21 protein-coding genes are annotated in these 23618 nt (G+C 70.8%); 17 read left to right on the top strand and 4 right to left on the bottom strand.

Annotation, left to right across the window (positions count from 1 at the left end; genetic code table 11):
* Nucleotides 1-9: 9 nt before the first annotated feature.
* The 6 genes from pruA to ACWC2T_RS25720 all read left to right on the top strand — a co-directional run bounded on the left by pruA (nt 10) and on the right by ACWC2T_RS25720 (nt 5513).
* Nucleotides 10-1641, top strand: a complete 1632-nt coding sequence (gene pruA, locus ACWC2T_RS25745) for an L-glutamate gamma-semialdehyde dehydrogenase (protein ID WP_450672719.1) — start codon at nt 10-12, stop codon at nt 1639-1641.
* A 357-nt stretch (nt 1642-1998) separates the two neighbouring features.
* Nucleotides 1999-2130 carry a hypothetical protein gene (locus ACWC2T_RS25740; RefSeq protein ID WP_450672718.1) on the top strand — a complete coding sequence of 44 codons (132 nt, stop codon included), beginning with the start codon at nt 1999-2001 and terminating at the stop codon, nt 2128-2130.
* Nucleotides 2131-2210: 80 nt separating this feature from the next.
* A complete protein-coding gene (locus ACWC2T_RS25735) occupies nt 2211-3254 on the top strand; it encodes a 3-isopropylmalate dehydrogenase (RefSeq protein WP_450672717.1) in 1044 nt (347 codons plus the stop codon).
* A 246-nt stretch (nt 3255-3500) separates the two neighbouring features.
* Nucleotides 3501-4589, top strand: coding sequence for a branched-chain amino acid aminotransferase (locus tag ACWC2T_RS25730; protein WP_450672716.1), 1089 nt, complete (start codon nt 3501-3503; stop codon nt 4587-4589).
* Nucleotides 4590-4723: 134 nt separating this feature from the next.
* Complete coding sequence (locus ACWC2T_RS25725; protein WP_450672715.1) at nt 4724-5254, top strand: hypothetical protein; 531 nt, start codon at nt 4724-4726, stop codon at nt 5252-5254.
* Nucleotides 5184-5513: a hypothetical protein gene (locus tag ACWC2T_RS25720; RefSeq protein WP_450672714.1), complete on the top strand. Its 330-nt coding sequence runs from the start codon at nt 5184-5186 to the stop codon at nt 5511-5513. The genes ACWC2T_RS25725 and ACWC2T_RS25720 overlap by 71 nt, the downstream gene beginning before the upstream one ends.
* Before the next feature lie 4 nt (nt 5514-5517).
* Here the strand turns inward: ACWC2T_RS25720 and ACWC2T_RS25715 are convergent, their stop codons facing one another.
* Nucleotides 5518-6954: a cytosine permease gene (locus ACWC2T_RS25715; RefSeq protein WP_450672713.1), complete on the bottom strand. Its 1437-nt coding sequence runs from the start codon at nt 6952-6954 to the stop codon at nt 5518-5520.
* Nucleotides 6955-7098: 144 nt separating this feature from the next.
* Between ACWC2T_RS25715 and ureA the strand changes: the two genes are divergently transcribed.
* The 7 genes from ureA to ACWC2T_RS25680 all read left to right on the top strand — a co-directional run bounded on the left by ureA (nt 7099) and on the right by ACWC2T_RS25680 (nt 14876).
* On the top strand, nt 7099-7797 hold the full coding sequence (gene ureA, locus ACWC2T_RS25710) for an urease subunit gamma (protein ID WP_450672712.1): 699 nt from the start codon (nt 7099-7101) through the stop codon (nt 7795-7797).
* On the top strand, nt 7794-9518 hold the full coding sequence (locus tag ACWC2T_RS25705; RefSeq protein WP_450672711.1) for an urease subunit alpha: 1725 nt from the start codon (nt 7794-7796) through the stop codon (nt 9516-9518). Before ureA ends, ACWC2T_RS25705 begins: the two co-directional genes overlap by 4 nt.
* Nucleotides 9519-9534: 16 nt before the next feature.
* The gene (locus ACWC2T_RS25700) at nt 9535-10575 is read left to right on the top strand and encodes an agmatine deiminase family protein (protein ID WP_450672710.1); all 1041 of its coding nucleotides are present in this window, start codon (nt 9535-9537) and stop codon (nt 10573-10575) included.
* A gap of 20 nt (nt 10576-10595) precedes the next feature.
* Nucleotides 10596-11207, top strand: a complete 612-nt coding sequence (locus tag ACWC2T_RS25695) for a TetR/AcrR family transcriptional regulator (RefSeq protein WP_450672709.1) — start codon at nt 10596-10598, stop codon at nt 11205-11207.
* Nucleotides 11208-11245: 38 nt separating this feature from the next.
* Complete coding sequence (locus ACWC2T_RS25690) at nt 11246-12547, top strand: MFS transporter (protein ID WP_450672708.1); 1302 nt, start codon at nt 11246-11248, stop codon at nt 12545-12547.
* A gap of 285 nt (nt 12548-12832) precedes the next feature.
* Entirely contained in the window at nt 12833-14443 is a 1611-nt protein-coding gene (cimA, locus tag ACWC2T_RS25685; RefSeq protein WP_450672707.1) for a citramalate synthase, read from the top strand.
* Nucleotides 14444-14456: 13 nt separating this feature from the next.
* Entirely contained in the window at nt 14457-14876 is a 420-nt protein-coding gene (locus ACWC2T_RS25680; RefSeq protein ID WP_450672706.1) for a VOC family protein, read from the top strand.
* Between the two features lie 19 nt (nt 14877-14895).
* Here ACWC2T_RS25680 and ACWC2T_RS25675 read toward each other — a convergent pair whose 3' ends face one another.
* The gene (locus ACWC2T_RS25675; RefSeq protein ID WP_450672705.1) at nt 14896-15495 is read right to left on the bottom strand and encodes a GOLPH3/VPS74 family protein; all 600 of its coding nucleotides are present in this window, start codon (nt 15493-15495) and stop codon (nt 14896-14898) included.
* Nucleotides 15496-15724: 229 nt separating this feature from the next.
* Between ACWC2T_RS25675 and ACWC2T_RS25670 the strand changes: the two genes are divergently transcribed.
* Both ACWC2T_RS25670 and ACWC2T_RS25665 read left to right on the top strand, forming a co-directional pair.
* On the top strand, nt 15725-18748 hold the full coding sequence (locus tag ACWC2T_RS25670) for a glycoside hydrolase family 3 N-terminal domain-containing protein (protein WP_450672704.1): 3024 nt from the start codon (nt 15725-15727) through the stop codon (nt 18746-18748).
* A 48-nt stretch (nt 18749-18796) separates the two neighbouring features.
* A complete protein-coding gene (locus ACWC2T_RS25665) occupies nt 18797-20161 on the top strand; it encodes a hypothetical protein (RefSeq protein WP_450672703.1) in 1365 nt (454 codons plus the stop codon).
* A gap of 190 nt (nt 20162-20351) precedes the next feature.
* Here the strand turns inward: ACWC2T_RS25665 and ACWC2T_RS25660 are convergent, their stop codons facing one another.
* The gene (locus tag ACWC2T_RS25660) at nt 20352-20951 is read right to left on the bottom strand and encodes a YceI family protein (protein WP_450672702.1); all 600 of its coding nucleotides are present in this window, start codon (nt 20949-20951) and stop codon (nt 20352-20354) included.
* Nucleotides 20952-21282: 331 nt separating this feature from the next.
* On the opposite strand from ACWC2T_RS25660, the gene ACWC2T_RS25655 reads away from it, so the two are divergent.
* Nucleotides 21283-22878 (top strand): acyl-CoA carboxylase subunit beta, encoded by a 1596-nt coding sequence (locus ACWC2T_RS25655; protein ID WP_450672701.1) that lies wholly within the window; start codon nt 21283-21285, stop codon nt 22876-22878.
* A 57-nt stretch (nt 22879-22935) separates the two neighbouring features.
* On the top strand, nt 22936-23133 hold the full coding sequence (locus ACWC2T_RS25650; protein WP_450672700.1) for an acyl-CoA carboxylase subunit epsilon: 198 nt from the start codon (nt 22936-22938) through the stop codon (nt 23131-23133).
* A gap of 176 nt (nt 23134-23309) precedes the next feature.
* On the opposite strand, the gene ACWC2T_RS25645 is transcribed toward ACWC2T_RS25650, so the two are convergent.
* Nucleotides 23310-23618 (bottom strand): GTP-binding protein (locus ACWC2T_RS25645; RefSeq protein WP_450672699.1); only part of this gene is annotated, 309 nt, incomplete at its 5' end.

The following is a 23618-nucleotide window of genomic DNA, read 5'->3' as shown; positions in this document are numbered from 1 at the left end:
AAGGAACCTATGGACGCTGTGACCCAGGTCCCCACCCCCGTCAACGAGCCGGTGCACGGCTACGCCCCCGGCTCGCCCGAGCGTGCCCGGCTGGAGGCCAAGCTCAAGGAGCTGGCCGAGAACCCGATCGACCTGCCGATGACCATCGGCGGCGAGAAGCGGATGGGCGGCGGCGAGCCGTTCCAGGTGGTCCAGCCGCACAACCACAAGGCCGTCATCGGCACCGGCCGCCACGCCACGCAAGCGGACGCGAAGGACGCCATCGACGCGGCCCTGGCCGCCGCCCCGGCCTGGCGCGCGATGTCCTTCGACGACCGCGCCGCGATCATCCTGCGCGCCGCCGAGCTGCTGGCCGGCCCGTGGCGCGAGACGATCGCCGCCTCCACCATGCTGGGCCAGTCGAAGACCGCCCAGCAGGCCGAGATCGACACGCCGTGCGAGCTCGTCGACTTCTGGCGCTTCAACGTCCACTACGCGCGCCAGATCCTCGCCGAGCAGCCCCCGGCGAACTCCCCGGGCGTGTGGAACCGCCTCGACCACCGTCCGCTGGAGGGCTTCGTCTACGCGATCACGCCCTTCAACTTCAGCGCCATCGCGGGCAACCTGCCGACGGCCCCCGCGCTCATGGGCAACGTCGTCGTCTGGAAGCCGTCCCCGACGCAGACCCACGCGGCCGTGCTGCTGATGCAGCTCCTGGAGGAGGCCGGCCTGCCCAAGGGCGTCATCAACCTGGTCACCGGTGACGGCATCGAGGTCTCCAAGGTCGCCCTGGAGCACCGTGACCTCGCCGGCATCCACTTCACGGGTTCGACCAAGACCTTCCAGTACCTGTGGAAGACGGTCGGCAACAACATCGAGAAGTATCGTTCGTACCCGCGTCTGGTCGGCGAGACCGGCGGTAAGGACTTCCTGGTCGCCCACCCGAGCGCCGACCGCGCGGTGCTGAAGACCGCCCTGACCCGGGGTGCCTTCGAGTACCAGGGCCAGAAGTGCTCCGCGACCTCCCGGGCGTACATCCCGGCGTCGATCTGGAACAGCGGTTTCAAGGAGGAGTTCGCGGCCGAGGTCGACCACCTCACCATGGGTGACGTCACCGACCTGTCGAACTTCATCGGTGCCGTGATCGACGACCGTGCCTTCGCCAAGAACAAGGCCGCGATCGACCGCGCGAAGTCCGACCCGACCTGCGAGATCGTCGCGGGCGGCAGCTACGACGACTCGGTCGGTTACTTCGTCCGCCCGACGGTCGTCGTCTCCACCGACCCGGAGAACGAGATCTTCCGCACGGAGTACTTCGGCCCGTTCCTCGGCGTCTACGTCTATGAGGACGACCAGTACGACGCGATGCTGACCCAGATGGAGTCGGTGTCGGACTACGCCCTCACCGGCTCGGTCATCGCGAACGACCGCGCGGCGGCGGCGTACACGATGGAGAAGCTGCGCTACGCGGCCGGCAACTTCTACGTCAACGACAAGTCGACCGGTGCCGTCGTCGGCCAGCAGCCCTTCGGCGGCGGCCGCTCCTCCGGCACCAACGACAAGGCCGGCGCCCCGCAGAACCTGCTGCGCTGGACCCTGACCCGCGCCATCAAGGAGACCCTGGTCCCGCCGACCGACTACTCCTACCCGCACATGGGCTGACCCTCGGCCCCCTGAGCACGGGCCGGGAAGCCTGACACCGAGCAGGCTTCCCGGCCCGTTTCCAATCCAGAGCGGAGGTATCTGACGGCACATCACCCGAACGCACGAATGCCCAGCTCAGAGCGGTGTGACGCGGTGCACTGTCTCAGATAGTAGGAAGTCCGAGTAATTGTGGAGACAGAAGCGGGCCGCTCCCTTAACTTTGTAGGAGCCGAACGTCTCGCTCGATCAAGCGAATGGCGGTCGTGAGCCGGGCCCGGTGCAGGCAACCCCTGCGGCCCTTCGGCTCCCCGCCCCTTCCGGCGTCTCGCAATCTCTCATTGCCGTGCTCCGTGTTTGCCGAAGGAGTCGATTCCCATGGCCGAGACGACCGTCCGCCGCCGAGTCCGCCGCGTGTCCCCCGCGAGCGAGTCCGACCGCAAGAACGCCGCCGCCGCGCTCCAGCGCGCCCTCGACCGCCGCGACAACGGCGGCGAGACCGGCCACTGAGACCCCGTCGGAAGCCGCCCCGGTCGTCCATATGGTGGACGGGCCGTGTCATCACCTGGGACGAGGAGTAGGGTGCCCGCATGTCTCGCAGCATCGATCTCGCAGTGATCCCCGGGGACGGCATCGGACAGGAAGTCGTGTCCGAGGGTCTCAAGGTCCTCTCCGCCGTCCTGCCGCAGGATGTGAAGCTGGAGACCAGGGAGTACGACTTCGGCGCCAAGCGCTACCACGCCACCGGTGAGACCCTCACCGACGCCGATCTCGACGCGCTGAAGCAGCACGACGCCATCCTGCTCGGCGCCATCGGCGACCCGTCGGTGCCCTCCGGCGTCCTGGAGCGCGGCTTCCTGCTGAGGCTCCGCTTCGCCTTCGACCACCACGTCAACCTGCGCCCGTCCAAGCTCCTCCCCGGTGTCGCCACCCCGCTCGCCGGCCAGCCGGAGATCGACTTCGTCGTCGTCCGCGAGGGCACCGAGGGCCCGTACACCGGCAACGGCGGCACCATCCGCAAGGGCACCGAGCACGAGGTCGCCACCGAGGTCTCCGTCAACACCGCCTTCGGTGTCGAGCGTGTCGTCCGGGACGCGTTCGCCCGCGCGCAGGCCCGCCCGCGCAAGAAGCTCACCCTCGTCCACAAGAACAACGTGCTGACCTTCGCCGGTCACCTGTGGACGAACGTCTTCAACAAGGTGGCCCAGGAGTTCCCCGAGGTCACCACCGACTACATCCACGTCGACGCGGCGACCATCTACCTGGTCACCGACCCCGGCCGGTTCGACGTGATCGTCACCGACAACCTCTTCGGCGACATCATCACCGACCTCGCCGCAGCCGTCTCCGGCGGCATCGGCGTGGCCGCGAGCGGGAACATCAACCCCTCCCGCGAGTTCCCCTCGATGTTCGAGCCGGTCCACGGATCCGCGCCCGACATCGCCGGACAGGGCAAGGCCGACCCCACCGCCACCGTTCTGTCCGTCGCCCTGCTGCTGCGCCACCTCGGCTACGACAGCGAGGCCGACCGCATCGACGCGGCGGTCGCCGCGGACCTCACCGAGCGCGCCGCGCTGGGTGCCCGCAGCACCTCGCAGATCGGCGACGCGCTCGCCACCCGAGTAGCCGGCTGACCCGGCGCTCCCGCACGAGAAGCCGCCGGGTCGGACGACCACCCGGCGGCTTCCGCATGTCCCCGCCGGGTGCCACCATCGACCCCGGGCCGCATTCACCCCCATTCCTTCCGCCGCGGGCCCCGCGCGATAATCGGACGCGGAGCCGCGGCATGAGGGAAAGCTCGGACGTCCTAACACTGGCAGGTCGCAGTGACGGGGCGTGAGCGCGGCCCGTCACAACAACCGGTGAAGGACACATCACTCATGACGACGCCCACGATCGAGCTCAAGCCCTCCGCCAGCCCCCTCGCCGCCGCAGAGCGCGAGGCGATCCTGGCCAACCCGGGGTTCGGCCGCCACTTCACCGACCACATGGTGACGATCAAGTGGACCGAGGGCCGCGGCTGGCACGACGCCCAGCTCGTCCCGTACGGCCCGATCTCCCTCGACCCCTCCACCCACGTCCTGCACTACGGCCAGGAGATCTTCGAGGGACTGAAGGCCTACCGCCAGCCCGACGGCTCGATCGCGCTGTTCCGCCCCGAGGCGAACGCCCGCCGCTTCCGCAACTCCGCCCGCCGCATGGCGATGGCCGAGCTGCCCGAGGAGCTGTTCATCGCCGCGCTGGACGCGCTGCTCACCCAGGACGCCGACTGGGTCCCGCCGCACGGCGGCGAGCAGTCGCTGTACCTGCGTCCGTTCATGTTCGCCACGGAGGCCGCGCTCGGCGTGCACCCGGCGAACGAGTACCTGTTCATGCTCATCGCCTCGCCCTCCGGCGCGTACTTCGCCGGTGGCGTCAAGCCGGTCACCATCTGGGTCTCCGAGGACCACGTCCGCGCCGTCCCCGGCGGCACCGGCGACGCCAAGACCGGCGGCAACTACGCCGCCTCGCTGCTGCCCCAGGCCGAGGCCGCCGCGCACGGCTGCGACCAGGTTGTCTACCTCGACGCGGTCACCCGCACCAAGGTCGAGGAGAGCGGCAGCATGAACGTCGCCTTCGTGTACGGCGACCGGATCGTCACCCCCGCCCTGACCGGCTCGATCCTGGAGGGCATCACCCGCGACTCGCTGCTCCAGGTCGCCCGCGACCTCGGCTACACCGCCGAGGAGGGCGTGGTCACCCTCGAGCAGTGGCGCAAGGACGCCGCCTCGGGCGCGCTCACCGAGGTCTTCGCCTGCGGCACCGCCGCCGTGGTCACGCCCATCGGGCACGTCAAGACCAAGACGGACGCCTGGACCCACGGCGACGGCACCCCCGGCGAGGTCACCCTCCGCCTGCGCGAGGCCCTGCTCGGCATCCAGCGCGGTGTGACGGACGACAAGCACGGCTGGATGCACAAGATCGGCTGAGCCTTTCGGCCGGCGGTGCCCGACGACCCAGGTCCGGTTCGGCACCGCCGGTCACCGCCGTACGGGCTGAGCGCCGTCGCAGCGGACAAAGGGGTCGGCCGACAAAGGGAACAGCGGTCGAACGGGGGCGGCGGATGGACCCGCACGGCGCCGAGGTCCGGCGTGCCGCGCACGAGATCCGGATGCGGCTCGATCCGCACCCCTCCGGCCGGCTCGACGCCAACATCCCCGTGCACGTGGGCCGCCGTCTGACGGGGCTTCAGTTCGACACCGTCCGTTCGGTCCGGATCGGCACCAAGTCGCTCGCCTTGTGGCCGTACCGCTTCCTGACCGACCGGGACGCCGACGACCTGCTGCGGCTCTTCGAGAAGGTCGTCGCCGGTGGCCGTCACCTCGCGCTCATGGCCCACTTCACCCACCCGCAGGAACTGCGCCCGCCGGTGGTGCGGGAGGCGATGCGCAGGGTGCGGGACACTGGTGCCGTGATCCGCTGCCAGGGGCCGCTGGTCGCCGGGATCAACGACAGCGCCGAGGCGTGGGCGGAGCTGTGGGAGGAGACGAACCGCGCTGGGGGCGGTGCCGTACTACCAGTTCGTGGAGCGGGACACCGGCCCGCAGGGCTACTTCGGGGTGCCGCTGGCCCGCGGCCACGCGATCTTCCGTGACGCCTACGCCCGGGTCTCCGGGCTCGCCCGCACGGTGCGCGGACCGGTGATGTCGGCGATGCCGGGCAAGGTTTGTGTGGACGGCGTCGCCGAGGTGGCGGGCGAGAAGGTCTTCGTCCTCCACCTGATCCAGGCCCGCGACCCCGAGCTGGTGGACCGGCCGTTCTTCGCCGCGTACGACGAGGGCGCGACCTGGTTCACCGACCTGAAGCCGGCGTTCGGCGCGGCCCGCTTCCTGCCGGGCCTGGAGGCGGGGTGACCGACTAGCCCCGGCTCTCGGCGCCGACCGGTTCCTGCGCGGCCTCGACGCGGGCCGATTCCGGTTGCCGGGGCGTCAGGATCAGGTAGATCAGGCCGCCTACCGCGCCCGACAGCAGGAAGCTGCAGTCCACGCCGCCGGTCAGGTGCAGCAGCGGGCCCTGGTACGACGGCAGGGACACCGCCAGCAGACCGACGCCGGCGCCCAGGGCCCAGGAGGCGGTCGCCCGGATGTTCCAGCCAGCCCGGTACCAGTAGATTCCGCCCCGCGAACGGCGGTTGAAGACCTGCAGGGCGTCGGCGTCGTACACACCGCGACAGCGGGCGAAGCCGATGAGGGTGATCACGGCCCACGGGGTGCCGACGGCGGTGAGGAGGAGGACGAAGGACGTCATCGCGGACTGGGCGTTCCAGGCGTAGTGGCCGGCGAACACGCAGGCCGTGGCCACGATCGCGACCGTGTAGGTGGCTCGGGCGCGGGACGCCCTGGGCAGGATCGCGTCCAGGTCCAGGCCCATGGAGTACAGCATCAGACCGGCGTTGCCGACCGAGCCGGCCGAGGCGGACAGCAGCAGCGGGATCAGGTACCAGGTGGGGGAGGCCTGCACCAGCGGACCGGCGTAGTCGAGGGCCGCGCGGGCGCCGTACGCCGTGAACGTGCCGAACAGCTGCGGCACCAGCAGGCCCAGGATCAGACCCAGCCAAGTGGCGCGCAGGACGCGGCGGCCCGAGTGGCGGGCGGGGGAGATGTACCGGGTGTAGTCGCCGAGCAGGGTGATGAAGGCGATGGGACCGGACAGGCCCGCGGCCACGGCCGAGAGGAACCAGGTCGGCCAGAACGAGCCGAGCAGATAGCCGCCCGTCTGGGGCATGGCCGCGGTGGAGAAGTGCGGGGCGTAGGCGAGGACGCCGAGCAGCAGCAGGACGGTCATTCCGATGGACAGGACCTTCGACATGTTCAGCAGCACCCGGTAGCCGTACACCGCGCCCGCGACCGTGGCACCGGCGAGCAGCGCGTAGACGACGGCGTACGACACCCCGTCCGCGGGCAGCCCGAACATCCGGCCGAGCACGCTGATCATCACGTCGCCGCCGATCCACACCGTCAGCGCGGTGTAGCCGAGGGCGAGCAGCAGGCCGACGACCGAGCCGACCAGCCGGCCCCGGACGCCGAACTGGGCGCCGGAGGAGGTGGAGAGGTTGGTGGCGGTGCGCAGGGAGATGAGGGCCAGCGGTGCCGTCACCGCCGTACCGACGACCGTGCCCGCCACGATCGAGCTGACCGACGCCCACCAGCCGAGCCCGAAGGACGGGGGCAGCCAGCCGAAGATGATCACTCCGAGGCAGAGGTTGGAGCCGAGCAGGATCGAGACGAGGTCGCGCGGACCGCTGGTCCGCTCCTCGTCCGGGATGGTGTCGACTCCGCGCTGTTCTATCGGCATGGCTGGTCTCCTTCGACTACCGCCGTTCCAGTTAGAGCGACGTTCAATGTCTGTGAAGCGAAGCCGAGAGTCAATGCTTCCGTCTCACGAATTCTGTGTTTAGAGTGATGTTCTAAAGTATGGAAGGCAAGGAGGTGCCGCGTCGTGAGACTGACCCCCACGGAACGTGACCGGCTGCTGCTCTTCGGAGCCGCCGAGCTGGCCCGGGCCCGCCGGGCGCGCGGCCTGAAGCTGAACGTGCCGGAGGCGACCGCGCTGATCGCGGACACCGTGTGCGAGGCGGCCCGGGACGGCAGGCGGCTCGCCGAGGCCATCGAGGCGGCCCGTTCGGTGCTCGGCCTCGAGGACGTGCTGCCCGGGGTCGCCGATGTCGTCACCGAGGTGATGGTCGAGGCGGTCTTCGACGACGGCTCCCGGCTCGCGGTGGTCTCCGACCCCATCGGCGGCGGCCTCGGCGAGCAGGCACCTGGCGCGCTGCTGCCCGGACCCCAGCACGCGGACCCGGCGCCGGTCGTCCGGCTGCCGGTCACCAACACCGCGACCGTGCCGGTCTCCGTCACCTCCCACTTCCACTTCTTCGAGGCCAACCCGCGCCTGGACTTCGTGCGGGAGAAGGCCTACGGCATGCGCCTCGCCGTCCCCGCGGGCTCCTCGGTGCGCTTCGGCCCCGGCGAGAGCGTCGAGGTGGGACTGGTGCCGATCGGCGGCGACCGGGTCGCGATCGGCTTCGCGGGACTGGTCGACGGGCCGCTGGACGCGCCCGGCGCGCGGGAAGAGGCCCTGCGCAGGGCCGCCGCCTGCGGATATCTGGGAGCGACGACGGACGGAGGCGAGAAGCGATGAGCCGCTCGAAGGGGCGCGAGGTGAGCCGGGCGATCCACATCGACCCGCACGCCTACGCCGCCACCCACGGCCCCCGCGCCGGCGACCGCATCCGGCTCGGCGACTCGGGCCTGACCATCCGCGTGGAGTCCGACTCCCAGCGCTACGGCGACGAGTTCCTGGCCGGCTTCGGCAAGACCGCCCGCGACGGACTGCACCTGAAGGCCGCCGCCGTCCGCGAGACCTGTGACGTCGTCATCAGCAACGTAGTGGTGATCGACGCCGTGCAGGGCATCCGCAAGGTGTCCATCGGCATCCGGGAAGGCCGGATCTGCGCCATCGGGCGCGCGGGCAACCCCGACACCCTCGACGGCGTGGACGTCGTGGTCGGCACCGGCACCTCCATCGTCTCCGGTGAGGGGCTGATCGCCACCGCCGGAGCCGTCGACACCCATGTCCACCTGCTGTCGCCGCGCATCATGGAGGCCTCGCTGGCCTCCGGCGTCACCACGATCATCGGGCAGGAGTTCGGCCCCGTGTGGGGCGTCGGCGTCAACTCGCCCTGGGCCCTGCGCCACGCCTTCAACGCCTTCGACGCCTGGCCGGTCAACATCGGCTTCCTGGGCCGGGGTTCGTCCTCGCACAGCGCCCCGCTGGTCGAGGCGCTGGCCGAGGGCGGCGCGTCCGGCTTCAAGGTGCACGAGGACATGGGCGCGCACACGCGGGCGTTGGACACCGCCCTGCGCGTCGCCGAGGAGCACGACGTCCAAGTCGCGCTGCACAGCGACGGGTTGAACGAATGCCTGTCCGTCGAGGACACCCTTAGGGTGCTGGAGGGCCGCACCATCCACGCCTTCCACATCGAGGGCTGCGGCGGCGGACACGTGCCCAACGTGCTGAAGATGGCCGGCGTCCCGAACGTCATCGGCTCCTCCACCAACCCCACCCTGCCCTTCGGCCGGGACGCGGTCGCCGAGCACTACGGCATGATCGTCTCCGTCCACGACCTCAAGCCCGACCTGCCCGGCGACGCCGCCATGGCCCGCGACCGCATCCGCGCCGGCACCATGGGCGCCGAGGACATGCTGCACGACCTGGGCGCGATCGGCATCACCTCCTCCGACGCCCAGGGCATGGGCCGCGCCGGTGAGACGGTCCGCCGCACCTTCGCCATGGCCGGCAAGATGAAGGCCGAGCTGGGGCCCCTTGAGGGCGACGGCGAGGGCGACGACAACGCCCGCGTCCTGCGCTACCTGGCCAAGCTGACGATCAACCCGGCCATCGCGCACGGCCTCGCGCACGAGGTCGGCTCGATCGAGACCGGCAAGCTCGCCGACATCGTGCTGTGGCGCCCGGAGTACTTCGGCGCCAAGCCGCAGCTCGTCCTCAAGTCCGGCTTCCCGGCGTACGGCGTGACCGGCGACCCGAACGCGGCCACCGACACCTGCGAACCCCTCGTGCTGGGCCCGCAGTTCGGCTCGTACGGCGCCACCGCCGCCGACCTCTCGGTCGCGTTCGTCGCCCAGGCGGCCGTCGACCAGGGGGGCGACACCATGCCGACCCGCAGGAGAAGGGTCGCCGTGCGCGGCACCCGCGGCATCGGCCCCGCCGACCTGCGGCTGAACGCCCGGATCGGCGCGGTCGACGTCGACCGGCGCACCGGCCTGGTCACCCTCGACGGCGACCCGCTCAGCTCCGAGCCCGCCGACTCCGTCTCCCTCAACCGCCTCTACTTCCTCTAACCTCCAGGGACTTCACATGACCACCCCCGCCGCCGACGGCTTCCGCATGCCCGCCGAGTGGACCCCGCACGAGCGCACCTGGATGGCCTGGCCGGGCCCCAACCCCACCTTCGACGACCCGGACGACCTCGCCGCCTCTCGCGCCGCCTGGGCCTCGGTGGCCCGCGCGATCCGCCGCTTCGAGCCCGTGACCGTGGTGTGCGGTCCCGGCCAGTCCGCCGAGGCGCAGGCGCTGCTCGGCCCGGACATCGACACCGTCGAGCGGGACCTGGACGACGCCTGGATGCGGGACATCGGCCCCACGTTCCTGACCAACAGTAAGGGTGAACTGGCCGCGGTGGACTGGACGTTCAACGGCTGGGGAGCGCAGGACTGGGCCCGCTGGGAGCACGACGCCAAGATCGCCGCGTATGTCTCGGACCTCGCGGGCGCGAAGACGTACGCCTCGAAGCTGGTCAACGAGGGCGGCGCGATCCACGTCGACGGCGAGGGCACCGTGCTGCTGACCGAGACGGTCCAGCTCGGCCCCGAGCGCAACCCGCACTGGTCGAAGGAGGAGGTCGAGGCCGAGATCCACGCCCACCTCGGCACGAGCAGGGCGATCTGGCTGCCGCGCGGCCTGACCGGCGACTATCCCCCCTACGGCTTCGGCACCCTCGGCCACGTCGACATCGTGGCCGCCTTCGCCCGCCCCGGAGTCGTGGTGGCGCACTCCCAGCCGGACCCGGCGCACCCCGACCACGAGGTCACCAAGGAGGTCCTCGGCATCCTGCGCTCCCAGACCGACGCCCGGGGCCGTGCGCTGGAGGTCGTCGAGGTCCCCGCCCCGACCGTGCTGGAGGCCGACGGCCACTGGGCCGACTACTCCTACATCAACCACTACATCTGCAACGGCGGCGTGGTGCTGTGCGGCTTCGACGACCCCCGCGACGAGATCGCCGCCGGGATCTTCCGCCGCCTGTTCCCCGAGCGGACCGTGACCCTGGTGGACGCGCGTACGATCTTTGCGGGTGGGGGCGGCATCCACTGCATCACCCAGCAGCAGCCGAAGGTCTGAGCGTGACGTAGGAGACATCGATGGCCGGTGCGGCACGGGCGCGGAAGAACGCCCCGCCCCGCGAGGAGGTACTCGCCGCCGCCATGGACATGATCGCCGAGCGCGGTCTGGAGAAGCTCACCATGGCGGCGCTCGGCCGCGAGGTCGGGATGAGCAGCGGCCATCTCCTTTACTACTTCCGCTCCAAGGACGAGCTGCTGCTGCAGACCCTGGAGTGGAGCGAGGGCAGGCTCGGCGCGGAACGGGACCGGCTGCTCACCGGCCCCGCGACCGCCGCCGAGCGCCTGGCGGCCTACGTCGACCTGTACGTCCCCGACGGCCACCGGGACCCGCACTGGACGCTGTGGCTGGAGGTCTGGAACCGCTCGCAGAACGCCGACGACGACGCGCGTACCCGGCAGGTGGCCATCGAGGGCGCCTGGCACCGCGACCTGGTCGCACTGATCGCCGAGGGCGTCTCACGGGGCGAGTTCCGCAAGGTGGACGCCGACCGTTTCGCGACGAGGCTGCGTGCGCTGCTGGACGGGTTCTCCATCCACGTCGCCATCGGGCTGCGGGGCACCGACCGCGACCAAGTGCTGGTTCATGTCAGTGAGTTCATCGCCGACTCCCTCCTGGCACCGGCCGGGTAAAGGAATCGTCTGCTCCGGTGCCGGGCATGTACCGGCCCATGGGACCACAACACTGGAAGAGGATCTGGGTCGGTTCGGCGGGGAACATGGTCGAGTGGTTCGACTGGTTCGTGTACGCGAGCTTCGCCACCTACTTCGCCGGCGCGTTCTTCCCGAGCGGCAGTCCGACGGCCCAACTCATGAACACCGCGGGCATCTTCGCGGTCGGTTTCTTCATGCGCCCCGTGGGCGGCTGGCTGCTGGGCCGGGTCGGCGACCGCAAGGGCCGCAAGGCGGCGCTGACGCTGACCGTGACGCTGATGTCGGCGTCGGCGATCCTCATCGCCGTCGCCCCGACCTACGCGGTCGCCGGCTACGGCGGCGCACTCGTGCTGCTCGTCGCCCGCCTGCTGCAGGGCCTGTCGGTGGGCGGCGAGTACGCGGCCAGCGCCACCTATCTGACCGAGGCCTCGGACCCCGGGCGGCGCGGGTTCGCCTCCAGCTTCCAGTACGTCTCCATGACCGCCGGGCAGATCGTCGGCCTCGGACTGCAGATCATCCTGCAGCGGACCATGTCCGACGGCGCGCTGCACAGCTACGGCTGGCGCATTCCGTTCGTCGTGGGCGCGCTCGGCGCGGCGGTCGTCTTCTACCTGCGGCGCAGCATGCTGGAGACCGAGGTCTACGAGGAGGACGCCTCGCACGCCGAGGAGCGCGGCACCCTGCGCGCCCTGTGGCAGCACCGGCGGGAGGCGTTCCTGGTCATCGCGCTCACCATGGGCGGCACCCTCGCGTACTACACGTACACCACCTATCTGACCAAGTACCTGTCCAACTCGGCGGGACTGCCCAAACAGACGGCGACGCTCGTCTCCTTCACCGCGCTGGTCGTCTTCGCCTGCCTCCAGCCGCTCGCGGGCGCCCTCTCCGACCGGATCGGCCGGCGCCCGCTGCTCATCACCTTCGCGATCGGCTCCACCGTCCTCACCGTGCCGATCATGAATCTGCTGGGGCACGCGGGCAGCTTCTGGCCGGCCCTCGGGCTCGCCCTGCTCGCGCTGGTCGTGGTCACCGGCTACACCTCGATCAACGCCTGTGTGAAGGCCGAGCTGTTCCCGACCGGCATCCGCGCGCTCGGGGTGGCCCTGCCGTACGCCCTCGCCAACGCCCTGTTCGGCGGCACCGCGGAATACGTCGCCCTGTGGTTCAAGAAGGCCGGGATCGAGTCCGGCTTCTCCTGGTACGTGGCGGGCTGCTCCGCCGTGTCCCTGGTCGTGTACGTCACCATGCGGGAGACGAAGGACCTGGACCTCGCCCGGGTGAGGGACCGGACGGATTCCAGTCTGACGACCGCATCCTGAGACGGGCGGCGGGCCGGGGGCGGGTTTGTGCCAGACTGCCCCCGTGCTCTCGTTCGCCATGATTATGGGCAGCAGGCGCGCCGGTCCGCAGTGACCACCTCGTACGACCAGGTGCGGGTGGCCACCGTCGTCCTCGACCCGCGCGCAGACCTCTCGCACCCGCGAGGGGTTTTTTCGTTTTCCGGCCCACCCGCAGCCGGGAGCGGTGCGCGAGGGACCATTGGGGGGACGGTGGAGCCGGTTATTCCGGTAAGACCGAAGATCCACAACAGGAGCCTTGAAACCATGACCGAGACGGCAACCAGCGAGCTCGACGACTCGTTCCACGTCTTCGACACCACGCTGCGCGACGGCGCGCAGCGCGAGGGAATCAACCTCACCGTCGCGGACAAGCTCGCCATCGCACGGCACCTGGACGACTTCGGCGTGGGCTTCATCGAGGGCGGCTGGCCCGGCGCGAACCCCCGCGACACCGAGTTCTTCGCCCGCGCGCAGGCGGAGATCGACTTCAAACACGCCCAGCTGGTCGCCTTCGGCGCCACCCGCCGCGCCCGTGCGAAAGCGGCCGAGGACCCGCAGGTCAGGGCCCTGCTCGAGTCCGGCGCCCCGGTGATCACCCTGGTCGCCAAGTCACACGACCGGCATGTGGAACTGGCGCTGCGCACCACCCTGGACGAGAACCTGGAGATGGTCCGCGACACGGTGTCGTACCTGAAGGACCAGGGCCGCCGGGTCTTCGTGGACTGCGAGCACTTCTTCGACGGCTACCGCGCCAACCCCGAGTACGCCAAGGCCGTCGTCCGTACGGCGGCGGAGGCCGGCGCCGACGTCGTGATCCTCTGCGACACCAACGGCGGCATGCTGCCCGCCCAGATCCACGCCGTCGTCTCCACGGTCCTCGCCGACACCGGCGCCCGGCTCGGCATCCACGCCCAGGACGACACCGGCTGCGCGGTCGCGAACACGCTCGCCGCCGTGGACGCGGGCGCGACCCACGTCCAGTGCACCGCCAACGGCTACGGCGAGCGCGTCGGCAACGCCAACCTCTTCCCGGTCGTCGCGGCCCTGGAGCTGAAGTACGGCAAGAAGGTGCTGCCCGACGGCAAGCTGCGGGAGACGACCCGGATCTCGCACGCCATCGCCGAGGTCGTCAACCTGACCCCCTCCACCCATCAGCCGTACGTGGGCGTGTCGGCCTTCGCACACAAGGCCGGCCTGCACGCCTCCGCGATCAAGGTCGACCCGGACCTGTACCAGCACATCGACCCCGAGCTGGTCGGCAACACCATGCGCATGCTCGTCTCCGACATGGCGGGCCGCGCCTCCGTCGAGCTCAAGGGCAAGGAGCTCGGCATCGACCTCGGCGGCGACCGCGAACTGGTCGGCCGGGTGGTCGAGCGGGTGAAGGAGCGCGAACTCAAGGGCTACACCTACGAAGCCGCCGACGCGAGCTTCGAGCTGCTGCTGCGCGCCGAGGTCGAGGGCCGCCCGCTGAAGTACTTCGACGTCGAGTCCTGGCGGGCCATCGTCGAGGACCGTCCCGACGGCACCCACGCCAACGAGGCCACGGTGAAGCTGTGGGCCAAGAGCGAGCGCATCGTCGCCACGGCCGAGGGCAACGGCCCGGTCAACGCCCTCGACCGCGCGCTGCGCGTGGCCCTGGAGAAGATCTACCCGCAGCTCGCCAAGCTGGACCTGGTCGACTACAAGGTCCGCATCCTGGAGGGCGTGCACGGCACCTCCTCCACCACCCGCGTGCTGATCTCCACCTCCGACGGCGCCGGCGAGTGGTCCACGGTCGGCGTGGCGGAGAACGTCATCGCCGCGTCCTGGCAGGCGCTGGAGGACGCGTACACCTACGGGCTGCTGCGGGCGGGCGTGGAGCCGGCTCAGTAGTCACAGTGGAGGCATGACCGACGCCGATGTGCTGTCCCGGGCCCGCGTGGCCACCCGGCTGCCCGCCGGGGACCTGGAGCGGGCCCGGCGCTTCTACGCCGAGAAGCTCGGCCTGAACCCGGTGGACGAACGCCCGGGCGGCCTGCTGTACCGGTGCGCGGGGGCCGACTTCGTCGTGTTCCGCTCCACCGGCACCTCGCCCGGCACCTTCACCCAGATGGCCTTCGAGGTGGACGACCTGGCGGCGGCCGTGGCCGAGCTGAGGCGGCGCGGTGTGGTGTTCGAGGACGTGGACGCCCCCGGCTTCCACACCCGGGACGGCATCGCCGACATCGAGGGCAACTACCCGAGCAAGGGCGCGCGCGGCGAGCGGGGCGCCTGGTTCCGCGACAGCGAGGGCAACCTGCTGGGGATCGGCCAGCCGGTCTTCTAGCTCAGGGCGCTCGCCTAGCTCAGGGCGCCCGCCAGATGTTGTCGAAGGCCGCGTTCTCGATGCGCCGCCGCTCGCGTACCGCCCCCAGCTCGGTCACCGCGTCGCCGACCGTCACCAGAACCGTGACGACCGCCTCCTCACCGGGCTCCTCCTCGGGCGGCCGCTCGCCCTGGATGCCCAGGGTGGCGCCGAGCCCGGCGAGGACCGGCTCGCGGGACCACCAGCGGTCGGCGGCATGGCGCCGGGCCGGGGTGTCGGCGGCCGCCGCCCTGTCCGCCCGGTGGGGCCAGCGGTGCCGCTTCCCGGAGAGCTGCCCGGAGGTGTCCAGTACGTCCCGGTAGGCCGTGGCCAGCCCCTCCCCCCGGCGCCACAGCCAGTCCTCCACCGTCTCGTACGGCTCCTCGCGCACGAGCGCCGCCCCCGCCTCGTCCAGCATCCGGTCACCGGTGGTCAGCACGGGCCTGGGCACGATGCGATCACCGTCCAGGGTGAGCGCCCGCGCCCCCAGAAGATCGATCAGCTCGGCCCCCGCGAGCGCCAGCGACAGATCGCCCGCCTCGACGGGGTGATCGCCGGGCACGTCGAGGCTGACGAGGAACAGATCCTGCGCTGTGGTCATACCACCACCATGGGCCGTAAGGGGCCGACGCGCAGCGCGGCACACCGTTCCCGGTCAGCAGCAGCGGGACCGCGCGGGGAGTTCTCCTGGTGTGCGTCGCCCTTCCCCTCGGGTCGACAGAACCGGTGGGCGCACAACTGACGTGCACTCTTGACGGGTTGGTGCGCCGCCAGTTAACTCACGACGTGATCTAAGACATGAGTGAACCACGAGAGCCGAGGGAAGGTCCATGCCGAGAACCGCCCTGCTCGTCTCCGGGGCCCTGCTCGCCGCCCTGTTGCCCCTGTCCGCCGCCCAGGCCGCCACCCACGCCGCCGGCGACCCCGCCCCGGTCCCCGTCGACCGCTTCGAGGGCGAGGTCCCCTTCGCCTCCCAGCCCGCCGACGGCATCTTCACCTGGGGCAGTGACGCCGACGACCCGCCCACCCTGCACCTCACCGACCGTGCGGACGCCCCCGAGGGCACCAAGGTCCTCACCGGCACCTACGACATCAGCGGCTACGGCGGCTTCACCCACGACTTCGCCGCCGACCGGCCCGCCCACGACTGGTCCGCCCACCGGGGCATCCGCTTCTGGTGGGAGGGCCGGGACAACGGCCGGAAGATCGCCTTCGAGATCAAGGACGGCGGCGCGAACGGCGAGGCCTCCGAGCTCTGGACGTCGTCCTTCACCGACGACTTCACCGGCTGGAAGCAGATCGAGATCCCCTTCACCGACTTCCAGTACCGCACCGACTACCAGCCGGTCGGCGGCATCGACCACGTCCTCGGCCTCACCCGGATGTGGGGGTACGCCGTCACGCTCCCGGCCGGCACCAAGGGCGACTTCGCCATGGACGACGTCGAGCTGTACGGCAAGGCCGACCAGTCGCTGCGCGCCTCCGTCGGCACCGATGCGCCCGTGTACCCCGTCAGGGCGGGCCGCACCGCCGAGGTCAGGGTCACCCTGGCCACGACCGGAGACCTGCCCGTCGACGAGCCGGTGACGGTCACCTACAAGGCCGAGGGGGGCACCGCCACTGCCGGTCACGACTACACGCCGGTCGAGGGCACCCTCACCTTCCCGGCCGGCACCGCCTCCGGAACGTCGAGAACGATCGAGGTGCCCACGCTCAGGGACAGGGCGCCCGCACCCGCGAAGACCATCCCCCTCAAGCTCACGGTCACCGGCGCCAAGCCGCCCGCCGAGACCCCGCAGGTCGTCATCGACGCGCACGGACTGCCGTACCTGAACAGCAAGTTGCCGGTGAAGAAGCGCGTCGCGGATCTGCTCTCCCGCATGTCCCTGCAGGAGAAGGCCGGGCAGATGACCCAGGCCGAACGCGGGGCCGTCGGGGCCGGGGCCGACATCGCGACCTACACCCTCGGCTCGCTCCTGTCCGGCGGCGGCTCCACGCCCACGCCCAACACCCCCGGGGCATGGGCGAAGATGATCGACGGCTTCCAGCTCCGCACCCGGGCCACCCGCTTCCAGATCCCGCTGATCTACGGCGTCGACGCGGTCCACGGCCACAACAACCTGGCCGGCGCCACGATCATGCCGCACAACATCGGCATCGGCGCGAGCCGGGACCCCCAACTCGCCCATGACACGGGCTCGGTGACGGCCGCCGAGGTCCGGGCCACCGGCATCCCCTGGGACTTCGCGCCCTGCCTGTGCGTGAGCCGTGACGAACGCTGGGGCCGCTCCTACGAGTCCTTCGGCGAGGACCCGGCCCTCGTGCAGTCCATGGAGACCATCATCCAGGGCCTGCAGGGCGCCCCGGACGGGCGGAACCTGAAGGACGACGACAAGGTGCTCGCCACCGCCAAGCACTTCGTCGGCGACGGCGGCACCGCGTACGGCTCCTCCACCACCGGCACCTACACCATCGACCAGGGCGTCACCACGGTCACCCGGCAGCAGCTTCAGGACATCCACCTGGCGCCGTACCAGACGGCCGTCGAGCGGGGCATCGGCACGGTCATGCCCTCGTACTCCTCCCTCGACATCGTCGGCGACGGCCAGGGAGCGGTGAAGATGCACGCCCGCGGCGACATGATCAACGGCGTGCTCAAGGACCGGATGGGCTTCGCCGGTTTCGTCATCAGCGACTGGAACGCCATCGACCAGCTCCCCGGCGACTACGCCACCCATGTCCGCACGGCGGTGAACGCGGGCGTCGACATGATGATGGTGCCGTACTCCTACAAGGACTTCAGCGGCACGCTCGCCGACGAGGTGACGGCGGGCCGGATCAGCGAGAAGCGGATCGACGACGCTGTCTCCCGCATCCTCACGCAGAAGTTCAGGCTGGGGCTGTTCGAGCACCCGTACGCCGACACGTCCGGCGCCGCCGCCATCGGCTCCCCGGCCCACCGCGCGGTCGCCCGCCGGGCCGCCGCCGAGTCACAGGTGCTGCTGAAGAACAGCGGCGGGCTGCTGCCCCTGAGGAAGAGCGAGAAGGTGTACGTCGCCGGGTCCAACGCCGACGACCTCGGCAACCAGACCGGCGGCTGGACCCTGACCTGGCAGGGCGCGTCCGGCACCCACACCCAGGGCACGACCATCCTCCAGGGCATGCGCGAGGCCGGCGGGAACGTCACCTACTCCAAGGACGCCTCGGCCCCGACGGACGGCTACGACGCCGGCGTGGTCGTCGTCGGCGAGACCCCCTACGCCGAGGGCGTCGGCGACGTCGGCAACGGCCACAGCCTGCAGTTGTCGGCCGCCGACCAGGCGGCCGTGGACAAGGTGTGCGCAGCCATGAAGTGCGCGGTGCTGATCGTCTCCGGCCGCCCGCAACTCATCGGCGACCGGCTCGGCAGGATCGACGCGCTGGTGGCCTCCTGGCTGCCCGGCACCGAGGGCGAGGGCGTCGCCGACGTCCTCTACGGCAAGCGCCCCTTCACCGGACAGCTCCCCGTCACCTGGCCGAAGTCCGAGTCCCAGCTGCCGATCAACGTCGGCGACGCGTCGTACGACCCGCAGTTCCCCTACGGCTGGGGCCTGACCACGCTCACCGGCGTGCCGCGCGGCGGTACGGCCACCCTGCACGCCCTCGCGGTGGCAGCCGCCGCGGCCGAGCGCAAGGGCGACGCCCGGGCCGGCCGCGAGCTGGTCACCAAGGCGCGGCTGCTCGTGCAGCAGCAGGCCGGTGAGCGGATGACCAAGGCCCTGGCCAAGCCCTTCGCGGACGCCGACCACCTGCTGCTGACCGGCCGGTACGGAAAGGCGGTGGAGAAGCTGATCGAGGCATACCGGGCCGCGTAGAGTCGATCTATATGACCGATTAAGGGAGGCTTCGGGTAGCTTCGAAGGATGAAGGCCGTCCTGCGGACCCGAAGCCTCCCAGCCCTGCTGCTGGCCGCCCTCGTCCTCGTCGTCGCGACCGCGTTCGCACCAGTGGCGAGCGCGGACACAAGCATCTCCGCCGTCGCCCAGGCCCTCCGCAGGAGCCCGGTCTACGTCGACCCCGCCGCCTCGGCCCAGCTGCCGAAGGCGGACGCGGACGCGCTGGCGAAACGCATCAAGGACGCGAACAGACCGCTGTTCATCGCGGTGCTCCCGGCCGGCTACCCGACCACGAACCTCTTCGCCGACCTCCGCGCGGCCACCGGCATCACCGGCCTGTACGGCATCCGACTCGGCGACCGCTTCGACGCCCGCGCCGACTCCTCCGTGATGCCGGCGACGGCCCGGCGGAACCTCGTGGCGAGCGTCCAGGGCGAGGCGGCGAGGGCCCAGCTCACCGACTTCACCGACCGCGCCCTGGCCAACATGGGCGGCCACGCCCCGAAGAGCTGGGGCGGTGCCGGCGGGGGATCCTCCGCCACGGCCCTGATCGCGGTGGCCGCGGTGCTGGTGGCGGGCGGCGCGGGCGCCTACGCACTGGTGCGCCGCAACCGTCGTCGGCACGCCGAGGAGCAGCGGGCCGCCCTGGACCGCCTCCGGGTGGTCGTGGACGAGGACATCACCGCCTTCGGCGAGGAGCTGGACCGGCTCGACTTCCAGCCGGCCGAGCCCGGCGCCGACGACGCGATGCGCGCGGACTACGAACACGCCCTGGACGCCTACGAGACCGCCAAGCAGCGGATGGCCGCCGCGAGCCGCCCGGAGGACGTCCGCACGGTCACCGAAGCCCTGGAGGACGGCCGCTTCTCCCTGGCCCGGCTGGCCGCCCGCCGCGAGGGCCGGCCCCTGCCCGAGCGCCGCCCGCCCTGCTTCTTCGACCCGCGGCACGGTCCCTCGGTGAGCGACGCCACCTGGACCCCGCCCGGCGGCGCCCCGCGCCAGGTCCCGGTCTGCGCGGCCGACGCCACCCGGCTGGCCGACGGCCGCGACCCGGTGATCCGCGAGGTCGACACGGAGTACGGCCGCCGCCCCTACTGGGACGCGGGCCCCGCCTACGGCCCCTGGGCGGGCGGCTACTTCGGCGGCGGCATCCTCCCGGGCCTCCTGGTCGGCACCCTCCTCGGCGGCATGATGGCCACCCCGTCGTACGCGGCCGACTACGGCTCCGGGTACGGCGACTTCGGCGGGGGCGATTTCGGGGGCGGCTACGAAGGCGGCGACGTCTCCGGCACGGACTTCGACGCCGGGGACTTCGGGGGCGGGTTCGGGGACGGCGGCGACTTCGGCGGAGGAGGGGGAGACGGCGGCGGCGACTTCGGCGGGGGTTTCTAGGGTGCCCCGCCCCAGCACGCGGATGGCCGCGAACGGACGTACTGCGCACGGGGGTTGAGCGGCTGGCCGGTGCGTCCTTGGGTACGCTGCCGACCGCCGAGGTGGCGGCCGTCGGCGTCAGCGGGCATACGGCCGTAAAGGTGATGCTCCTCCCGGCGGAGGTCTCGGAACCGGTTGAACTCCCGGAGGGTCACGCGTTCTTGATGGCCGAGATGTCGAAGTTCAGCTTGATCCTGTCGGAGACGAGCACTCCGCCGGTCTCCAGCGCGGCGTTCCAGGTGAGGCCCCACTCGGAGCGCAGGATCTCGGCCTTGCCCTCGAAGCCGACGCGCTCGTTGCCGAACGGGTCCTTCGCGGCGCCGTTGAACTCCAGGTCGATGGTGATCGGCCTGGTCACGCCGAGGAGGGAGAGGTCGCCGGTGATGCGGTAGGCGTCGCCGCCGAGGGCCTCCGCCCTGGTGGAGCGGAAGGTCATGGTCGGGAACTCGTCGATCTTGAAGAAGTCGGACGACTTCAGGTGGCCGTCCCGGTCGGCGTTGCCGGTGTCGATGCTCGCCATCTCGACGTCGATCGTGGCGGTGGACCTGGCGGGGTCGGCCCCGTCCAGGTGCAGCGTGCCGGTGAAGTCCTGGAAGGCGCCCTTGACGTTGGTGACCATCGCGTGGCGCGCCACGAAACCGATCGTGGTGTGCGCCGGGTCGATGGTGTAGTCACCGGTCAGCGCGGTCAGGTCGGGGCCGGTGGCGGGGGCCTGAGGGGTGCTGCTGTCCTTGCGGCTGAAGATGCCCATGACGTTTCTCCCGAAGGTTCTGTTTAACGTTCAACGAATCTGACGTCTTCGACCGTAGACTCATTCCGTTCGGTTTTCAACATCCTCGGCCCGCCGATGTGTGGCGCCGTCCGGGGGTTCCGTGTCACCCCGGAGATGGCATGTGCCAGCCACAAATGTGAGGTGGCTCGCAGGTGACGACTTTGTGGCGCCCCTACAACCCCGATGCCCTGTGAACAGTCGGAACGGCTGCACGCGGGCGTGGTTCTGTTCACTGGCACCAGGAAAACGGTCCGGAGACTGTACGGAGTCAACGGCTCGCTTTCCTTGGTGTCCTTCGTAAGGTCGCTACATGACCGTTTTGGAAGAGACGACGGGTGAGCCGACCGGCGAGCCGACGGACGCACGCGGGCGGGTCGCCGAGCTGCACGAGATTCGTGCCCAGGCGGTGGCGGGCCCCAGCGAGAAGGCGACCGAGGCGCAGCACGCCAAGGGGAAGCTGACCGCTCGGGAGCGGATCGAACTGCTCCTGGACCCGGGGTCCTTCCAGGAGGTCGAGCAGCTGCGCCGGCACCGGGCGACCGGGTTCGGCCTGGAGGCCAAGAAGCCGTACACCGACGGTGTGATCACCGGGTGGGGCACGGTGGAGGGCCGTACGGTCTTCGTCTACGCGCACGACTTCCGGATCTTCGGCGGTGCGCTGGGCGAGGCCCACGCCACGAAGATCCACAAGATCATGGACATGGCCATCGCGGCCGGTGCGCCGCTGGTCTCGCTCAACGACGGCGCGGGCGCCCGCATCCAGGAGGGCGTCAGCGCCCTGGCCGGGTACGGCGGCATCTTCCAGCGCAACACCAAGGCGAGCGGTGTCATCCCGCAGATCAGCGTGATGCTCGGCCCGTGTGCGGGCGGGGCGGCCTACAGCCCGGCCCTGACGGACTTCGTCTTCATGGTCCGTGAGACGTCCCAGATGTTCATCACCGGCCCGGATGTGGTCAAGGCCGTCACGGGCGAGGAGATCACCCAGAACGGGCTCGGCGGCGCCGACGTGCACGCCGAGACCTCCGGCGTCTGCCACTTCGCGTACGACGACGAGGAGACCTGCATCGCCGAGGTGCGGTACCTGCTGTCGCTCCTGCCGCAGAACAACCGCGAGAACCCGCCCCGGGTGGACTCCTCCGACCCGGTGGACCGCCGGTCCGACGTCCTGCTCGACCTGGTCCCGGCCGACGGCAACCGGCCCTACGACATGGCCAAGGTCATCGAGGAGATCGTCGACGACGGCGAGTACCTCGAGGTCCACGAGCGCTGGGCGCGCAACATCATCTGCGCCCTGGCCCGCCTGGACGGCCAGGTCGTCGGCATCATCGCCAACCAGCCGCAGGTCCTGGCCGGCGTGCTGGACATCGAGGCGAGTGAAAAAGCTGCGCGCTTTGTCCAGATGTGTGACGCTTTCAATATCCCGATCGTCACCTTCCTGGACGTGCCCGGGTTCCTCCCCGGTGTCGACCAGGAGCACGGCGGAATCATCCGCCACGGCGCGAAGCTGCTGTACGCCTACTGCAACGCGACCGTGCCGCGGATCTCGCTGATCCTGCGCAAGGCGTACGGAGGTGCCTACATCGTCATGGACTCCCAGTCGATCGGCGCCGACCTCACCTACGCCTGGCCGACCAACGAGATCGCCGTGATGGGCGCGGAGGGCGCCGCGAACGTCATCTTCCGCCGGCAGATCGCGGGGGCGGAGGATCCCGAGGCCATGCGCCAGAAGATGGTCAAGGAGTACAAGGCCGAGCTGATGCACCCGTACTACGCGGCCGAACGCGGCCTCGTGGACGACGTCATCGACCCCGCCGAGACCCGCGAGGTCCTGGCCAGGTCCCTGGCCATGCTGCAGTCCAAGCACGCCGACCTGCCCTCCCGCAAGCACGGCAACCCCCCGCAGTAACCCAGCGGACCCGCCGCGGCAACCCCGCGGACCTCTCTCTCACGGAGACTGACACCCATGAGCACTCCTGACATCCGCGTCGAGAAGGGCCACGCCGAGCCCGAGGAAGTCGCCGCCATCACGGCCGTCCTCCTGGCCCGCGCCGCCGCCCAGCCGGCGCCCTCGGCCCGCACCCGCCGCGGCCGCGCCAAGGCCGGCTGGCGCCGCCTGGAACGCGAAGGCGGCTTCCGCGCCCCGCACAGCTGGCACGGCTAGGCTGCGCCGCTCCACCGGTTCCTGAAGGGCCCCTCCGCTGCGGAGGGGCCCTTCTTGCCGTGCACGCAGCCGGGTAAAAGGAATCCCCGCGCCCCGTAGGGGCGCGGGGAACTGCGCGAGCAACCAGGAACCACCCGCAGACGGCGTACGACCTGCCGTGGCAGCCCAGCGCCGAACTACCGGAGCCGAGCCATCAGAGCGTGCTCCACGAGAGTGATCAGCGTCGACTTGGCGTCAGCCCGGTGGCGGGCGTCGGTCGTGATGATCGGGGTGTCGGGGCCGATCTGCAGGGCCTCACGGACCTCGTCGGGGTTGTACGGCTGGTTGCCGTCGAAGCCGTTGAGGGCGATGACGAAGGGCAGGCCCGAGTTCTCGAAGTAGTCGACGGCCGGGAAGCAGTCGGCGAGGCGCCGGGTGTCCACGAGCACCACCGCGCCGATCGCGCCGCGTACCAGGTCGTCCCACATGAACCAGAAGCGGTCCTG

This window comes from Streptomyces sp. NPDC001393, from assembly GCF_053597455.1.
The sequence above is the reverse complement of the archived record's forward strand: the minus strand, read 5'-3'. Positions and strand labels throughout refer to the sequence as shown.

Coding starts and splice junctions, on each gene's coding strand:
- pruA (WP_450672719.1), top strand. CDS start 10: ATGGACGCTGTGACCCAGGTCCCCACCCCCGTCAACGAGCCGGTGCAC.
- ACWC2T_RS25740 (WP_450672718.1), top strand. CDS start 1,999: ATGGCCGAGACGACCGTCCGCCGCCGAGTCCGCCGCGTGTCCCCCGCG.
- ACWC2T_RS25735 (WP_450672717.1), top strand. CDS start 2,211: ATGTCTCGCAGCATCGATCTCGCAGTGATCCCCGGGGACGGCATCGGA.
- ACWC2T_RS25730 (WP_450672716.1), top strand. CDS start 3,501: ATGACGACGCCCACGATCGAGCTCAAGCCCTCCGCCAGCCCCCTCGCC.
- ACWC2T_RS25725 (WP_450672715.1), top strand. CDS start 4,724: ATGGACCCGCACGGCGCCGAGGTCCGGCGTGCCGCGCACGAGATCCGG.
- ACWC2T_RS25715 (WP_450672713.1), bottom strand. CDS start 6,954: ATGCCGATAGAACAGCGCGGAGTCGACACCATCCCGGACGAGGAGCGG.
- ACWC2T_RS25705 (WP_450672711.1), top strand. CDS start 7,794: ATGAGCCGCTCGAAGGGGCGCGAGGTGAGCCGGGCGATCCACATCGAC.
- ACWC2T_RS25700 (WP_450672710.1), top strand. CDS start 9,535: ATGACCACCCCCGCCGCCGACGGCTTCCGCATGCCCGCCGAGTGGACC.
- ACWC2T_RS25695 (WP_450672709.1), top strand. CDS start 10,596: ATGGCCGGTGCGGCACGGGCGCGGAAGAACGCCCCGCCCCGCGAGGAG.
- ACWC2T_RS25690 (WP_450672708.1), top strand. CDS start 11,246: ATGGGACCACAACACTGGAAGAGGATCTGGGTCGGTTCGGCGGGGAAC.
- cimA (WP_450672707.1), top strand. CDS start 12,833: ATGACCGAGACGGCAACCAGCGAGCTCGACGACTCGTTCCACGTCTTC.
- ACWC2T_RS25680 (WP_450672706.1), top strand. CDS start 14,457: ATGACCGACGCCGATGTGCTGTCCCGGGCCCGCGTGGCCACCCGGCTG.
- ACWC2T_RS25675 (WP_450672705.1), bottom strand. CDS start 15,495: ATGACCACAGCGCAGGATCTGTTCCTCGTCAGCCTCGACGTGCCCGGC.
- ACWC2T_RS25670 (WP_450672704.1), top strand. CDS start 15,725: ATGCCGAGAACCGCCCTGCTCGTCTCCGGGGCCCTGCTCGCCGCCCTG.
- ACWC2T_RS25665 (WP_450672703.1), top strand. CDS start 18,797: ATGAAGGCCGTCCTGCGGACCCGAAGCCTCCCAGCCCTGCTGCTGGCC.
- ACWC2T_RS25660 (WP_450672702.1), bottom strand. CDS start 20,951: ATGGGCATCTTCAGCCGCAAGGACAGCAGCACCCCTCAGGCCCCCGCC.
- ACWC2T_RS25655 (WP_450672701.1), top strand. CDS start 21,283: ATGACCGTTTTGGAAGAGACGACGGGTGAGCCGACCGGCGAGCCGACG.
- ACWC2T_RS25650 (WP_450672700.1), top strand. CDS start 22,936: ATGAGCACTCCTGACATCCGCGTCGAGAAGGGCCACGCCGAGCCCGAG.